Origin of the sequence: Streptomyces triticisoli, from assembly GCF_003270085.1 — a bacterium.
GTDB lineage: Bacteria > Actinomycetota > Actinomycetes > Streptomycetales > Streptomycetaceae > Streptomyces > Streptomyces triticisoli.
Genome location: NZ_QFDQ01000028.1, coordinates 75,959 through 89,523, shown reverse-complemented (window position 1 = coordinate 89,523; position 13,565 = coordinate 75,959). Strand labels below are relative to the sequence as shown.

General features: G+C 71.0%; 12 protein-coding genes and 1 pseudogene. 9 read left to right on the top strand and 4 right to left on the bottom strand.

Annotated elements, in window-relative coordinates; translation table 11 throughout:
* Window positions 1-40: 40 nt before the first annotated feature.
* Window positions 41-1,306: an MDR family MFS transporter gene (locus DEP02_RS05885; RefSeq protein WP_112466258.1), complete on the bottom strand. Its 1,266-nt coding sequence runs from the start codon at window positions 1,304-1,306 to the stop codon at window positions 41-43.
* Between the two features lie 152 nt (window positions 1,307-1,458).
* Here DEP02_RS05885 and DEP02_RS05880 point away from each other — a divergent pair, with 152 nt between their 5' ends.
* Window positions 1,459-2,220, top strand: a complete 762-nt coding sequence (locus tag DEP02_RS05880) for a phosphoglyceromutase (protein ID WP_112466257.1) — start codon at window positions 1,459-1,461, stop codon at window positions 2,218-2,220.
* A gap of 245 nt (window positions 2,221-2,465) precedes the next feature.
* Here the strand turns inward: DEP02_RS05880 and DEP02_RS34390 are convergent.
* Window positions 2,466-2,657 (bottom strand): annotated as a pseudogene (locus DEP02_RS34390) (site-specific integrase); the annotation flags it as partial.
* Window positions 2,658-2,855: 198 nt separating this feature from the next.
* Between DEP02_RS34390 and DEP02_RS05870 the strand changes: the two are divergent.
* The 3 genes from DEP02_RS05870 to DEP02_RS33270 all read left to right on the top strand — a co-directional run bounded on the left by DEP02_RS05870 (window position 2,856) and on the right by DEP02_RS33270 (window position 4,018).
* The gene (locus DEP02_RS05870; protein ID WP_112466256.1) at window positions 2,856-3,077 is read left to right on the top strand and encodes a CarD family transcriptional regulator; all 222 of its coding nucleotides are present in this window, start codon (window positions 2,856-2,858) and stop codon (window positions 3,075-3,077) included.
* 383 nt (window positions 3,078-3,460) lie between these two features.
* Entirely contained in the window at window positions 3,461-3,634 is a 174-nt protein-coding gene (locus tag DEP02_RS33275; RefSeq protein ID WP_198668303.1) for a hypothetical protein, read from the top strand.
* Between the two features lie 78 nt (window positions 3,635-3,712).
* Window positions 3,713-4,018: a hypothetical protein gene (locus tag DEP02_RS33270; RefSeq protein ID WP_157977371.1), complete on the top strand. Its 306-nt coding sequence runs from the start codon at window positions 3,713-3,715 to the stop codon at window positions 4,016-4,018.
* Window positions 4,019-4,644: 626 nt separating this feature from the next.
* Here DEP02_RS33270 and DEP02_RS05865 read toward each other — a convergent pair.
* Window positions 4,645-5,247, bottom strand: coding sequence for a hypothetical protein (locus DEP02_RS05865; protein WP_112466255.1), 603 nt, complete (start codon window positions 5,245-5,247; stop codon window positions 4,645-4,647).
* A gap of 470 nt (window positions 5,248-5,717) precedes the next feature.
* On the opposite strand from DEP02_RS05865, the gene DEP02_RS05860 reads away from it, so the two are divergent.
* Window positions 5,718-7,469, top strand: coding sequence for a sodium:solute symporter family protein (locus DEP02_RS05860; protein ID WP_232838973.1), 1,752 nt, complete (start codon window positions 5,718-5,720; stop codon window positions 7,467-7,469).
* 17 nt (window positions 7,470-7,486) lie between these two features.
* Entirely contained in the window at window positions 7,487-7,618 is a 132-nt protein-coding gene (locus DEP02_RS34385) for a putative transporter small subunit (RefSeq protein ID WP_232838972.1), read from the top strand.
* 124 nt (window positions 7,619-7,742) lie between these two features.
* Here DEP02_RS34385 and DEP02_RS05855 read toward each other — a convergent pair whose 3' ends face one another.
* Window positions 7,743-8,561, bottom strand: a complete 819-nt coding sequence (locus DEP02_RS05855; protein ID WP_112466254.1) for a DUF2249 domain-containing protein — start codon at window positions 8,559-8,561, stop codon at window positions 7,743-7,745.
* 73 nt (window positions 8,562-8,634) lie between these two features.
* Here DEP02_RS05855 and DEP02_RS05850 point away from each other — a divergent pair, with 73 nt between their 5' ends.
* Genes DEP02_RS05850 through DEP02_RS05840 form a run of 3 tightly spaced genes read left to right on the top strand, consistent with a single transcriptional unit; the run spans window position 8,635 to window position 13,438 of the window.
* Window positions 8,635-9,405, top strand: a complete 771-nt coding sequence (locus tag DEP02_RS05850) for a helix-turn-helix transcriptional regulator (RefSeq protein WP_112466253.1) — start codon at window positions 8,635-8,637, stop codon at window positions 9,403-9,405.
* Window positions 9,402-10,670: a DUF8744 domain-containing protein gene (locus DEP02_RS05845; RefSeq protein ID WP_198668302.1), complete on the top strand. Its 1,269-nt coding sequence runs from the start codon at window positions 9,402-9,404 to the stop codon at window positions 10,668-10,670. The genes DEP02_RS05850 and DEP02_RS05845 overlap by 4 nt, the downstream gene beginning before the upstream one ends.
* Entirely contained in the window at window positions 10,667-13,438 is a 2,772-nt protein-coding gene (locus DEP02_RS05840; protein WP_198668301.1) for a multicopper oxidase domain-containing protein, read from the top strand. The genes DEP02_RS05845 and DEP02_RS05840 overlap by 4 nt, the downstream gene beginning before the upstream one ends.
* Window positions 13,439-13,565 lie beyond the last annotated feature (127 nt).

The following is a 13,565-nucleotide window of genomic DNA, read 5'->3' as shown; positions in this document are numbered from 1 at the left end:
CTTCCCCTCAGGGACTGTCGGACGGCTGTCGGCCGCCGGCTCAGGCGGTGCCCACCTCGGCCCTGGTCCCGACCTGGGCCCCGACGGCGGCCGTCTCGTCCTTCGGCAGGCGTCGCATCAGCACCCCGTAGCCGGCGGCGGCGGCCGTGCCCACGGCGGCGCACATCCCCCACAGCCACTCGGCGCCGAGCCGGTCGATGACGGTGCCGGCCATCAGGGGTGCGATCAGTGCGGCCAGCGACCAGGACAGCGTGTAGACGCCCTGGTAGCGCCCGCGCCCGTGCACCGGGGAGAGCCGGACGACCAGCCCGGTCTGGGTCGGTGCGTTGATCATCTCGCCGAGGGTCCACACGCACACCGTGAGGGCGAAGACGCCGACCGATCCGGCGAAGACGGTGAGCCCGAAGCCGTATCCGGCGAGCAGGGAGGAGACGATCAGCAGCCGCCCGGGGTCCCGGTGCTGGATGAAACGGGTGACCGGGATCTGCAGGGCGACGATCAGGACGCCGTTGACGGCGATGGCCATGCCGTAGTCGGCGGGCGTGAACCCGGCCCGGCCCATGGCGATCGGCAGCCCGACGGCCCCCTGCTGGAAGACGAGGGCGATGAGGAAGGACGCCCCGACGACGCCCATGTACCGCCCGTCGCGCAGAACGGTCCACAGCCGGACGTCCTCGCCCCCGCTGCTGTGGCTTTCGTGGTGCTCCGGACCCGGCCGGGACTCGGGCAGCTTCACGAAGACGAGGATCGCGCAGGCCATCGTCATCCCGGCCTCGACCAGGAAGCCGGCGCGGTAGCTGACCTCGGCGATGAAGCCGGCGGCCATGGAGGAGACGGCGAAGCCGAGGTTGATGGCCCAGTAGTTGAGCGAGAAGGCCCTCACGCGGTCCTCGGGCCGCACGATGTCGGCCATCATCGCCTGCACGGCCGGTCGGGAGGCGTTGGAGGCCATGCCGACGAGGAAGGCGACGGCGGCGATGGAGACGGGATCGCGCACGAACCCGAGCGCCGCGACGAAGACGGCGGTGGACGCCTGAGCCACGAGCAGCGTCGGCCGCCGTCCGAGCCGGTCGGCCATCACGCCCCCGGCGAGCGAGGAGACGACCCCGCCGAGCCCGTGCAGTGCGGCGACCAGACCGGCGTACGAGGCGGAGTAGCCGCGGTCGAGCGTCAGGTACAGCGCCATGAAGGTGGCGACGAAGGCGCCGAGCCGGTTGACGAGGGTGCTGGTCCAAAGCCACCAGAACTCGCGGGGGAGCCCGGAGACGGTCTCGCGGGCGGCACGTCTGAGACAGGCGACGGGCACGTACGAACTCCCAGGATGTAAGTGGCTGTGACAGCGAGCACAACTTACGAGTCCGGAGCAGTGCCCGGCCACTCAATTAACAGAAGCCGCCGACCGTCCGCCGGCCGGGCGGGCGGGACAGGGGACCGAACGCTTGGATTACGCTCTGAGACATGGCCGACGCACCGTACAAGCTGATCCTCCTCCGCCACGGCGAGAGCGAGTGGAACGCGAAGAACCTGTTCACCGGCTGGGTGGACGTCAACCTCAACGACAAGGGCGAGAAGGAGGCGATCCGCGGCGGTGAGCTGCTGAAGGACGCCGGCCTGCTGCCCGACGTGGTCCACACGTCCGTCCAGAAGCGCGCGATCCGCACGGCCCAGCTCGCGCTGGAGGCCGCCGAGCGCCTCTGGATCCCGGTCCACCGCTCCTGGCGTCTGAACGAGCGCCACTACGGCGCCCTCCAGGGCAAGGACAAGGCCCAGACCCTGGCGGAGTTCGGCGAGGAGCAGTTCATGCTGTGGCGCCGCTCCTACGACACCCCGCCGCCCCCGCTGGACCGCGACGCCGAGTACTCCCAGTTCTCCGACCCGCGCTACGCGACCCTCCCGCCGGAGCTGCGCCCGCAGACGGAGTGCCTCAAGGACGTCGTCGTCCGCATGCTCCCGTACTGGTTCGACGCCATCGTCCCCGACCTCCTCACCGGCCGCACGGTCCTGATCGCCGCCCACGGCAACAGCCTGCGCGCCCTGGTCAAGCACCTCGACCAGATCTCGGACGCCGACATCGCGGGCCTGAACATCCCGACCGGCATCCCCCTGTCCTACGAACTCGACGCCGACTTCCGCCCCCTCAACCCCGGCGGCAAGTACCTCGACCCGGAGGCGGCCGCGGCCGCGATCGAGGCGGTCAAGAACCAGGGCAAGAAGAAGTAAGCGGTATCGAGCAAGGCCCCTGCCCGCGGGTTGCCCGCTGGTAGGGGCCTTGTTGCCGTGCTGGGGCCGTCTCTGGGCCGTGGAACCTGGATGAGGCTGATCCACACGCGAAACGACACCAGGAACGCCGGCACGGCCATGGTGAGTGCGCCGGTGCCCGCCCGAACTCCGAGCCCTCCTCCGCCGAGGCCGATGCAGGGGAACGGCGGGAACGGCAGTTCACGGAGGGTGAGGTCGATGCGGAGGCCGCGACGTGGCCCGGCGAACAGGAGCCGCTCGGTCACCGGAGACCCGTCGGTCACCTCCCACGGCAAGCTGATCTCGACCGGCGGGTACTGCCTCGTATGCGCTCGGAGCGCATCGGCGACCGGGCCGGGAAACGGCACGTCCCGGAGCTTGCCGCCCTTCGGCGGAGCGAACACCGCTTCGCTGCGGCTCGGACTGTCGTCGGCTGAGGCTCGTGCCACAACCGCGCTGGATGCAGGGGCCGGCCACGGTCAGCGAAGGAGGCCTACGGCTCAGTTTCGCCTCACCAGGTCTCGGAACCCCAGGTCAGCGGCATGAAGCGGTTGTTCCCGTCCGGACCTGTGCCGGTGGCCACAGCGAACGGGATGCACGTAGGCTCATACTGAGCTATGACAAAGCCCGCAGCACCGAAGCGTCATCTGCCCACCAGCCCCTTCAAGGCCCCGGTCACACCGGCTCCCGAGAGCTTCGCCGTGGGGGACCAGGTCACACACGACATGTACGGCCTCGGCCGGGTAGTCGGGATCGAGGACGGAATCGCGGCGCTCGTGGATTTCGGCTCGGCGCAAATGCGGATCTTGAGCCCGTACGCCAAGATGACCAAGCTGTAGGACCGCTGTGCCCGGTCACGGCACACCCAGGCCCCGTGAGGGTCTGTAACGAAAGAGAGACCTCCCATCGACCCAACGTCGCTGTTCTCCGCTCTGGAAGAGCAACCTCGCTGCTCCACTGCAGCATCGCCGCCTCCGACGACAAACCCCTTCCAGGCGCCTGATTTCGGGGAAGACGAGACCTTGCCGCTCGAGTACGCACAGGAGTCTGCCTCGGGCATGCGTGCGGCGCGGCCCAAGGCCGCCTAGCTCCACGAATGACGGTGGCTTCGGCAACTGGCCGCGGGCTGTCCCTGGTGCCGCGGTGAGGAGTGAGGCCGCCTCAGTTTCCGTCTCCTTCTGCCAGTCGGGGAGGCCGGGCCAGTCCGCCACGCACCTTCGCGGTGCTGGAGGAGCAGATGACGGCGTACGTCGGCGCTTCCGAGGCCGAGGAGAAGTCACCGGATCTGCTCGACTCCTGTGTCTGGGCCCGGACCGCGCTCGGACAGGCCGGCTACGCCCCTGACCTGGGCGTAGGTGACGGCCTGGCCGGCTACAGGAAGGAGCCGTACGACTGACTCGTCGCCACCTGTGGCATCCTCACCGTCCCCCGCGCCCGGCTGGATCAGACCCGGCCCGGCGGTCTGATCCTCGCCATGCCGCGCGGCACCGACCTGGGTGGCTGGAACACCGGTTTCGTCGCCCAGTTGGCCGCCCCTGGAACCCAGAAGGTCACCCTCGTTCGAGGAGGCCGCACCGAACAGGTCCTCATCGACGGCGGGGGAGGCTCATGGGGAGCCCTCCGCCAGGACGAAGCGGACCGCCGGTTGGTCCGCCGAGGCGGGCCGGAGCCTCTTCGGGATGTCATCGAAGAGCACGTCACGCGCTGGCGGGTGGATGGTGCTCCGCCTCCGGAACGCTTCACGATCACCGTGAGTCCGAAAGGGCGGCACACCACGTGACCAAGGGCCGGATGGAGGACCCAAGTCCCGACGCGTCAAAGCTCCCTCGTTGGCGTCCCGTCAGGTGGTGCAGGGATCGAGGCGCCGGAAGCCGCGGGTGGGGGGATGGTCGGCTCCGCCGGATCGGGTGTCCGGTCCGTCTCGACGGGGCACTTCGCGGGCCGCCGCTTGCCCGGAGATCGCTAAGGACCTCGGCTCTCGGACCGGAACGCGGAGGACTTGATCGCCTGCACCGCGTCGTGGGGCACGATCCCGCGAGACGCCCGGTCAGGAGGCACGTACCCCTCTGAAAAGTGTGAGCGTCTCGGCCTCCGGTGTTCACATGCCGCTCATTTGAGCGCGTGAGTGGCATGTGCCTGCCGGGTGCTCACGCTTTCAGCAGGGTGGGTGTCGTGAGCCACCTGCCGGCAGATCGCGTCCCGCCGGGTGGTGCAGCCGGTCAAGTACGGGGAATGCGCAGGTCACCGCCGCATCGACGCGGTGCAGGGGACGCCCATGGCGCCGACGGCAGGCCGGCCGTGCGTGATGCGAGGGGCCGTTGTCCCATGGGACGACCGACGTGCGGCTCACCGGAACACGTTGAGCAAGGCCGCTCACACCACGAAGCGGGAAGCGGTCCTGAGGAGTCAGAGAAGGTCCCGCCAGAAGGGGACCGTTGCTCGCGGGGCCCAGCTCTCGTCGACCTCACCCCGCGCCTCGTTGAACTCCTGGTGCATGTAGTCGACCAGGTCCAGCCCGTAATAGATGATGTCGGTCTGCCACATCGAGAGCACCGGGTGTCCGAAGCCTCCCCGGCCGGCGGGCAGATACCGGTGGGCATACACGGGCACCAGCACCGGCGCCTCCGCCAGATGACGCCGTGCCGTATCCAGTGCCGCCGTCCCGTCGGCCGGCCGCTCGCCCCAGCCCTCGTACCAGAACCCGTTGTGCTCAACGCTGAGCAGAACGCCCTCGACCGGCCAGTCGAGCTGTCGACGCACGCTGTCCAGATCACCGCCGCGCCACTCCGGCCAGGGCCTGGACCAGGTCTGTCCGTCCTCGGGAGGGACGTTGACCGGGAGGCCGACCGCAAGGAACGCCCGGTGATCGTCCGCGAACTCGAAGCCGTACTCGCGCTCGATGCGTGTGAACTCGGCGTCCGTCAGCCCTGGCTCGAACTCATGGAGTCCCGTCTGCGCCAGGCGATGCGCGGCCTCCGCACCCAGGCGTACTCCCTCACTGCTGATCACCGCCGCAGGCTAGCCGACCGGAGCCCGCCGTCACCCGAGTTGTGCGCGAGCTCTGTCTCGGTTTCCGTCTTCTCCAGCAGGCCCACGCTCATCCGTCGTAGTTGCACGTCGCAGTTGCGATCTGTGAAGAAGGGGGTGCAAACGGGCAATGTGGGCAAGGTCACTCGAGGGGAAGTGGTCATTGAGTGTGCGAGGTCATCCGCCAGCCCTGCGGAGCGCAGGGTGTGACACTCAGTAGCTTCAAGATCGACCAATAGTTGCACTAGAGCAAAAAACTGTTAGTATGCCGAAAGTTTGCGGACTCAAAGGGTCTGCCTTTTTGTGAACGCCTCCGGCTCCAGTGACGACGCCGCTAGCTCCGGGGGCCGGAGCCATTTCCCTGCCGCTTGTGGCGCGCGGGACGGGTCCGTGGCCCCCGGCCGACACGCCGGGTGCCGCGGCTGATGTCTGGCTCCACGAGTCGTAAGGAGGTGGCGCGATTGCACGGGGTGGAGACAGCCCAGTTCAGCGCCGTTGTGATCATTGGTCTGCTGGTCCTCTTCTATGGAGGGACCTTCCTGATCTCGACGCGCATCGGCAAGAAGGACGAGAACGCCGATGCGTACATGACCGGTGGTAACAACATCGGTTTCGGAATCTCCGCCGCCAGCATGACGGCGACCTGGATCTGGGCGGCCTCGATGTACGCATCCGCGACATCGGGGTACACCTACGGCATATCGGGCCCCATCCATTACGGGCTCTGGGGCGCCCTGATGATCCTCTTCATCTACCCCTTCGGCAAGCGCATCCGCTCCGTCGCCCCGAAGGCGCACACGCTGGCCGAGGTCATGTACGTGCGGCACGGCCGCTCCAGCCAGCTGATGCTCGCCGGCTCCAACGTCGTCGGCAGCCTCATCAGCCTGATGTCCAACTTCATCGCCGGCGGCGTGCTGATCTCGCTGCTGTCGCCGTTCAACTTCACCCAGGGCGTCTTCGCCGTGGCCGCGGGCGTGCTGCTCTACACCCTGTGGTCCGGTTTCCGGGCCTCCGTGCTGACCGACTTCATCCAGGTCGTCGCGATGCTCGGTGCGGTGGCCGTGATCGTCCCGGTCATCTTCTTCGCGGCCGGCTTCCCGGCGGCGTTCGAGAGCGGCGCGCACAACCTGACCCCGCAGCAGGGCAGCTTCTTCTCCAGCACCGCGTTCATGAACCAGGGCGCCCCCTACATCGCCGCGGTGCTGGCCTACGCCATCGGCAACCAGACCATCGCGCAGCGCCTCTTCGCGGTGAAGCAGAGCCTGATCAAGCCGACCTTCGTCACCGCGACCATCGGCTACGGCGCCATGGTGATCGGCGTCGGCATGCTCGGGGTGCTCGCCCTCTACATCGGCTTCGAGCCGACCGGCGGCGACCTGAACAACCTCATCCCCGAGATGGCCGCCACCTACCTGTCGCCAGCGCTGCTGGTGGTGTTCTTCATCATGATCGTCGGCGCGCTGTCCTCCACCGCGGACGCCGACCTCTGCGCCCTCTCCTCGATCACGATGACCGACATCTACGGCCAGGCGGTGGCCGGCAGGGAGAAGGCCAACCCCAAGACGATGCTGCTGATCGGACGCATCACGATGGTGCTGGCGACCGCGGCGGCCGTGGCCTTCGCCAGCCTCCAGCTGAGCATCCTCGACCTGCTGGTGTTCGTCGGTGCGCTGTGGGGCGCCCTCGTCTTCCCGGTGCTGGCCAGCTTCTACTGGGAGAAGGTCACCAGCAAGGCGTTCACCACCTCGGTGCTCGCGGCGCTCGCGGTGTTCCTGCCGGTCCGCTTCAGCTGGATTCCCTCGGGTCTCGCCTTCGGCATCGTCGTGGACGTACTGGCGGTCATCGGCATCGGCGTCGTCCTCGGCCTGATGACGTTCGGCTTCTTCGGCACCAAGCCGGCGAAGGTCGTCGGTGTGCTGGCCGTCGTGGTTTCCGCGCCGTTCGCCATCGGGTCCCTGCACGAGTACGCGACGCTGAGCGGCTCCCTCGTGGCCTACTCCGTGAGCACCGTCATCTGCTGGGCGATGTCCGTGGGCAACAACGAACGCTTCGACTTCGCCGTCATCGCCCAGCGCACCGGTGACTTCGACGACGGTTCCGCGCAGGTGGTCGCCGTCACCGACGGCGCCGACCGGGGGGCCGGCGTTCCGCGGCCGGCGGGGGGCACCCACGACGAACCCGACCTTGCCGCAAGCAGCAAGTAAAGAGATTAGGAGGCCCAGTGAGCACCCTCGCTCTGAGCGTGTACGTCTTGATGTGGCCCGTCATCGTGGCCGCCGTCCTGTTCGTGATCAGCCGTGGCTTCTTCCGCGAGTGGGCCGAGGCCCGTCGCAACGGAGAGCGCCTGATCTGATCCCGGTGCCGTGGGCCGGCCGTACGGCCGGCCCGGCCGCCGTTCAATTCGGACGGAAGAGCCCCTCTACGCGGTTGTCCCGCGGAGAGGGGCTTTTTGCTGCGGTGCGTCGGCTCGGCTCCGCTCAGCGGTGGGTGAGCAGCAGCCGCCAGGCCTCGGGGCCTCGCTGCTGGTACTCCACCGAGAAGGCGCCGGGGTGGCGGTCCTCGATCTGCCGCAGCAGCGGCAGCGGGTCGTGCGGTGCCACGAGGACCATGGCCTGCCCGGAGGGAACGGCGCTGAGCGCGCCGAAGACCGTGGCGTGCCGCAGTGCGTGCGGGACGTCCCGCACGTCGAGCTCGGGCACCTGGGCGTCGTCCGATCCGCCGCAGCCGCAGGTGCCGCCACCACCGGACTTGGACTCGGACTCGGCGGCCTCCTTCTCGTCGCCGTGCCCATGGCCGTGCTCATGGCCGTGCTCATGGCCGAGCAGCTCGTGCATTCCCGACAGGAGTTTGGCGAGGGAGATCTCCGGGGCGCCGGCGAGCAGCGGCAGGACGAGGGTGTTCTCCTTCTCCAGGTGTTCCTCGAACAGCACCTGGAGTGCCCGGCCGTCGGCCGCCGCCTGCACGGCGGAGCCGGCGTTGCGCAGTGCGTCGACGAGCGCGCCGATCCTGCGGTGCTCGGCGAGCATGGCGTCGATGAGGAGGCGGGCCGCGGGCAGGTCGCGGGCGACGGAGTAGAAGGTGCCCTCCTCGGCGGCCGCGTGCGGAAGGAGATCCTGGTCGCAGAAGGCGACCAGGCCGGAGCGGACCTCCTCGGCCGCGGCCGGGTCGCGGTCCGCGGCCGCGATCAGCAGGGCGACGCGTCCGGCCAGCTCACCGGCCAGCTGGGTGTGATGCGCCTCGACGGCTTCGACGGCCGCCGCGTCCTCGGGGTCCGATGCGATGGTCAGGGTGCTCATCAGGAGGCGTCCTTCCAGCAGTTCGGCGGCCCAGCCGATCGGCTTCGGCCTGTGTCTGCAATATAGTACGGACATGACCGTGGAAAATAGTGGTCCGCTTCCCGGCAGCGGGTCGCACCGCGTACCGCTGTCCCGGCAGCGCCGCGGTGTCCTGGAGCATCTGCGCGGCCAGACGGGTGCCGTCACCGCCGCCGCGCTCGCGCGGGTGTGCGCGCTGCACGTCAACACCGTCCGCGAGCACCTGGACGCCCTGGTGGACGACGGTCTGGCCGTACGCGAACGGTCCGCCCCGGCGGGACGCGGCCGTCCCGCCTGGCGCTACCGGGCCCGCCCGCCGCAGGCGTCCCCCGCCCGTGAATACGCCGGGCTCGCCGCCGTGCTCGCCGCCCAGATCGCCCGCTCCAGCACCGATCCGCGCCGTGACGCCCTGGCCGCGGGCGAGGACTGGGGACGCGCCCTGACCGCCGGACAGGAGCCGACGGCGGATCCGAAGGAGGCGCGCATACGGCTGTTGGAGCTCCTCGAGGAGATCGGCTTCGCACCGGAGGCGGACCCGGAGGGGCGCCAGGTCCGGCTGCGGCGCTGCCCCTTCGTCGAGTCGGCCCGGGAGTACCCCGGTGTCATCTGCGGCGTCCACGAAGGGCTGGCCCGAGCCGGCCTCCGTGCCCTGGGGAAGGATCCCCAGGAGATCGAACTGCTCCCCTTCGCCGAACCCGACGCCTGCCGCCTCCGCCTCGACACGGGCACCCCCGACACGGGCACCCCCGACACGGGCACCCGGCCGGGGAAGCCGGACGGGACGAAGCACCCCCGACGGCGCACCACGCCCGGGGAGACCCGGTGACCTCCGCCGCCGGCCTGGGCGCCCGGCGCACGGGATCCCGCCGGGCGCCCCTGCTGCTGGCCGCCGGCCTCTGCCTGCTCGCCGGTCTCGACGCGGCCCTCCTCCTGCTCGGACTTCCCGCCCCGGTCGCCGGCGACCGCCTGCCCCAGGTCCACGGGGTGCTGCTGGTGCTCGGCTTCGCCGGCACTCTGGTGGCGCTGGAGCGCGCGGTCGCCCTGGGCGGCCGGTGGCCTTATCTCGCCCCCGCCGGCCTCGGCGCCGGGGGGCTGCTCCTGTTCACCCCGGTGGACCTGTCCGTCGCGCGGCTGCTGCTCGTCGCCGGGGCCACCGTGCTGGTCGCCCTGTACCTCCGGTTCTGGCGCCGGCAGCCGAGCGCGGCCCTGCTCGCCCAGGCCGCGGGTGCCGTGTCGGCGCTCGGCGCGGCGCTGCTGTGGCTGGGCGGGCTCGACGTACCGCGGATGCTTCCCTGGCTCGTGGCGTTCCTCGTCCTGACCATCGCCGGAGAGCGGCTGGAACTGGCCCGGGTGGGGCTCCTGGCACCCGGGGCACCCAGGGCGGAACAGACCTTCCTGGCCTGCGTCGGCGCCGTCGTCACCGGCGTCGTCACCACCCTGATGTGGCCCGCGGCGGGCACCCTGCTCCTCGGCGCCTCCCTGCTCGCGCTGGTCGCCTGGCTCGTCACGTATGACGTGGCCCGCCGTCTGCTGCGCTCCACGGGGCTGCCCCGCTTCACCGCGGCGTGCCTGCTCGCCGGGTACGCGTGGCTGGGCCTCGCCGGCACCCTGTGGCTGGTGGCCGGGCCGGTCGCCGACGGGACCCGCTACGACGCGGTCGTGCACTCCGTCTTCCTGGGCTTCGTGATGTCGATGATCATGGCGCACGCCCCGGTGATCCTGCCTGCCGTGCTGCGCCGCCCCCTGCCGTACCACCCGGGGATGGCAGGGGCGGCCTGGCTGCTGCACCTCTCCCTGGCCCTGCGGGTGGTGGTCGGTGACCTGCGGGACGTACGAGGGGCGTGGCAGCTGGGCGGGGTGCTCAACATCGCCGCCGTCCTGCTGTTCCTCCTCACGGCGGCGACCGCATCGGTGACCGCCACCCGGCGCGCGTCCGCGGCGGCACGGACCCCCAGCCGCCCCGGGCCCGCCGGGACCGGCTCATCACCCGACGCATCACCCGGTTCGTCATCCGGCTCAGCCCCCGGCTCGTCCCCCGACGCATCGGCCGGCGCGTCATCCGCCTCCGACGACCCGAGGAGTGCCCGGTGACCACGCACCTGCCTCCTTCCACGGCGCGCGGACCGGCCCCCACGCCCCCCGGACGGTCACCACGCGCCCTCTGGCACCTCGGCGTGAACGCGATCGTGGCCGCCTGGCTCGGGCTGTTCGCCGTCGTCGCGAGCGCCCATCACTTCCTGCCGCACTCCTCTTGGCTGCTCGTCCATGTGCTGCTGCTCGGGGCGGTCAGCAACGCCGTCGTCATCTGGTCGGGGCACTTCGCCGCGTCCGTGCTCCGGCTGCCGGAGGCGAACCGCGGCGCTCCCGCGGCGCTGCGGCTGGCCTGCCTGAACGCCGGAGCCATCGCCGTGATCGGCGGTATGTCCACCGAGCGGTGGCCGGCCGTTCTCGCCGGCGGATGCCTGGTCGCGATCGCGGTCACGGCCCACGCCGGGTGGCTGGTCCGGCTCCTGCGCCGGGCCCTGCCCGGACGGTTCTCCATGACCGTGCGCTACTACGTGGCCGCCGCCGCGCTGCTGCCCGTGGGCGCCGCGCTGGGTGTCGTCATGGCCCGCGGCGGTCTCACCGGTGACCTCTCCGACCGGCTGCTGGTCGCGCACGAGATGACCAACCTGCTCGGCTGGGTCGGCCTCACCGTGGCCGGGACGCTGATCACCCTGTGGCCGACGATGCTGCGCACCCGCGTGGTGGACGGCGCGGAACGGGCGGGGCGCACCGCTCTTCCCGTCCTGCTCGCCGGGCTCCTCGCAGCCGTCGCCGCGGCGCTGCTCGGCCCCCCGCCCCTGGCCGCCGCCGGCGTGGCCGTTTACGCCGCCGGACTCGTGATCGCGGGCATGCCCTGGGTGCGCGAGGCCCGGATGAAGGCGCCGCGCTCCTTCGCCACCTGGTCGGTGGCCGCGGGCAGCCTCTGGCTCGCCGGATCCCTGCTGGGCGTGGCCGGCATCCTCGCCTCCACGACGTCCTGGACCACGGTGACGCAGCGCGTGTCGGTACTGACCGCCCCGCTCGCCGCCGGCTGGATCGCTCAGGTGCTGCTCGGTGCGCTCAGCTTCCTCGTGCCCGTGGTCCTGGGTGGCGGACCCGCGGCCGTACGCGCTGCCACCGCGGGACTCGAACGTGCCTGGCCGGCCCGGCTGACCGTCACCAACGTCGCGCTGCTGCTCTGTGTGCTCCCGGTGCCGGGGATGATCCGGGTGGCGTGCTCGGGGCTGCTGCTGGTGGTGCTGCTGCACTTCCTCGTCCTGCTCGTGGGCACGGTCGTCCGCGGCCTGAGGAACCGCCGGAAGACGGCACGACCGGATCCGGCGCCGGCCCCCGCACGGGCGACATCCCCCGCACGGGCGCCCGCCGAAGCGCCGGCGGCCCCGCACCGCGTACTCGGGGGCGTGGCCTTCGGCATCGCGGTCGTGGTGCTGGCCGTCGCGGGGGGCGGCGCGGCGGACGTACGGTCGCTGCCCGCCCTGGAGCGGTCCGCCGCCACGAGCACGGACGGCCGGAACGAGGTGGTGCCGACCGGCCGTACCACCACGGTCGAGGTGACGGTGCGCACCATGCGGTTCTCCCCGGCCGGCGTCGAGGTGCCCGCGGGAAACCGCCTGGTGATCGAACTGCACAACACCAGCACCGACACGCACGACCTGGTGCTGGAGACCGGCGCCCGCACCGACCGGATCGGCCCCGGGAAGCGGGCGAGGCTGGACGCGGGAGTCGTCGGCCGGGACCTCTCGGGCTGGTGCTCCGTGGTCGGGCACCGGCAGATGGGCATGGTCTTCGCCGTACGGGTCACCGGCGCTGAGGGCGCGGACAGGGCGGGAGGCACCGGCCGAGCCGGCGGCACCGAGTCCGGGGCGAGCCGGGGAACCACGCACGACCACAGCGGGGGAACCTCCAGGAGCACGGGCGAGTCCGCCGCGGAGGCGTTCGATCCGATGGCCGAGCCGCCCGAGGACTTCACCGCCCGCGACGCCGGACTGCCGCCCGCGACGGACGGATCCGGCCCCCGGCTGCACAGGAGGACCCTCACCGTCAAGGAGGCGGAAGCGGAGGTCGCGCCCGGTGTGCGGCAGACCCTGTGGACCTTCGACGGCACGGCCCCGGGGCCCGTGCTGCGCGGCCGCGTCGGCGACACGTTCGAGATCACCCTCGTCAACGACGGGACGCTCGGCCACTCCGTCGACTTCCACGCCGGAGCACTGGCGCCGGACCGGCCGATGCGCACCATCCAGCCCGGCCGGTCACTGACCTACCGGTTCAAGGCCACCCGCAGCGGGGTGTGGATGTACCACTGCTCGACCATGCCGATGTCCCTGCACATCGCCAACGGCATGTTCGGTGCCGTGGTCGTCGATCCGCCCGGCCTGCCGAGGGCGGACCGTGAGTACCTGCTGGTCCAGTCGGAGTTCTACCTCGGCAAGCAGGGCGGGACGGCCGACGCGGACAAGGTGAACGGCAAGAGGCCCGACATGGTCGTCTTCAACGGGTACGCCAACCAGTACGACCACGATCCGCTGACCGCGAAGGCCGGCGACCGGGTACGGGTCTGGGTCCTGACGGCGGGGCCGAACGTGTCCGGCGCCTTCCACGTCGTGGGCGGCCAGTTCGACACCGTCTTCCGCGAGGGGGCGTACGCGCTGCGACCGGACGCCCCGGAGCACGGTGGCGCGCAGGTGCTGGACCTCGCCCCCGCGTCGGGTGGATTCGTCGAGCTGTCCTTCCCCGAAGCGGGCAGCTACCCCTTCGTCACGCACATCATGACCGACGCGGAGCGCGGTGCGCACGGCCTCTTCCGCGTGCGCTGAGCGGCACCGCACCCCCTGTCCGCCTTGCCTTGCCCTGCCCTGCCGGGAACCGCCACGGCCCCCTCTCCGTGAGCATTGCGTGGAGAGGGGGCCGTGGACCCTGCCGGAGCCGGGTGTGTGGAGACCG

Coding starts and splice junctions, on each gene's coding strand:
- DEP02_RS05850 (WP_112466253.1), top strand. CDS start 8,635: ATGACCGTGGAAAATAGTGGTCCGCTTCCCGGCAGCGGGTCGCACCGC.
- DEP02_RS05870 (WP_112466256.1), top strand. CDS start 2,856: ATGACAAAGCCCGCAGCACCGAAGCGTCATCTGCCCACCAGCCCCTTC.
- DEP02_RS33270 (WP_157977371.1), top strand. CDS start 3,713: ATGCCGCGCGGCACCGACCTGGGTGGCTGGAACACCGGTTTCGTCGCC.
- DEP02_RS05855 (WP_112466254.1), bottom strand. CDS start 8,561: ATGAGCACCCTGACCATCGCATCGGACCCCGAGGACGCGGCGGCCGTC.
- DEP02_RS05880 (WP_112466257.1), top strand. CDS start 1,459: ATGGCCGACGCACCGTACAAGCTGATCCTCCTCCGCCACGGCGAGAGC.